The organism is Corynebacterium sp. KPL3927, from assembly GCF_040225835.1.
Classification (GTDB): domain Bacteria; phylum Actinomycetota; class Actinomycetes; order Mycobacteriales; family Mycobacteriaceae; genus Corynebacterium.
In genome coordinates this window covers 1-873 of sequence record NZ_JBEHGD010000052.1, presented here as the reverse complement: position 1 = coordinate 873, position 873 = coordinate 1, and the positions used below count along the sequence as shown (strand labels likewise).

1 protein-coding gene is annotated in these 873 nt (G+C 53.5%); it reads left to right on the top strand.

Annotation, left to right across the window (positions count from 1 at the left end; translation table 11 throughout):
* Positions 1-568: 568 nt before the first annotated feature.
* A partial coding sequence (locus tag ABRP86_RS11510; protein WP_349864470.1) for an IS110 family transposase occupies positions 569-873 on the top strand: 305 nt, incomplete at its 3' end.

The window sequence follows — 873 nt, the reverse complement described above, 5'->3', positions numbered from 1 at the left end:
CGAAGCCGCCGGATCAGCTACACTTACTATCGCATCTTGATTAAATCCCCGTGTCCACTTTCCGGGGTTCGGGCCCACCCCCGCATCATCGAGCGCCAACTCTAGCGGGGGTCCAAAAACAAAACGACACCGACCGTGTCGGTTAAGACTTTACCACTTCCATACGGACAGTGAACAAAGCACAACACGGGCGGTGTCGATAATCCGAAAGGAGACTAAGGCACCATGCAGCCCATTACGTTCTAAGTAGTTCCACCGGAGGGCTCCGAGGATTCATTTCGTAGTCCCCTAATCGGGGCGGGTTATGTTTACTCCGTTCCCTCATTCCCTTCGGGACTGGAGGAACTAGTCGCTGGCTTCGGTATGGCTCTTATTCGCCCTGTTAAGAAAATGATCCGGGGGGTGATGCCGCCGAAGACAGTGACATACTCCAACTGCTAATAGGAACCTGATCCACGCCACTAGTTGGTGTGAGATCTCAAAGTAATGTGGATGCCAGCACGAAGTATGTCCGACCAACCCCAGCGACGAAGCAAATTACCGCTTTTCTATCGCAAGGAGTACCACCATGACATACCGCTATGTCATCGGCATGGACGTCGGCAAATACTTCCACCACGCCTGCGTCCTGGATGAACACGGCACCCAAGTCCTGTCCAAGCAAGTCAACCAACACGAAACATCTCTACGGGACCTATTTGCCTCATTCATCGGCAAAGTCGACCAGTCCCACGACGTGTTAGTTGTCGTTGACCAACCCAACAACATCGGCCGACTCACCGTCGCTATCGCCCAATCGGGCCCGAACCCCGGAAAGTGGACACGGGGATTTAATCAAGATGCGATAGTAAGTGTAGCTGATCCGGCGGCTTC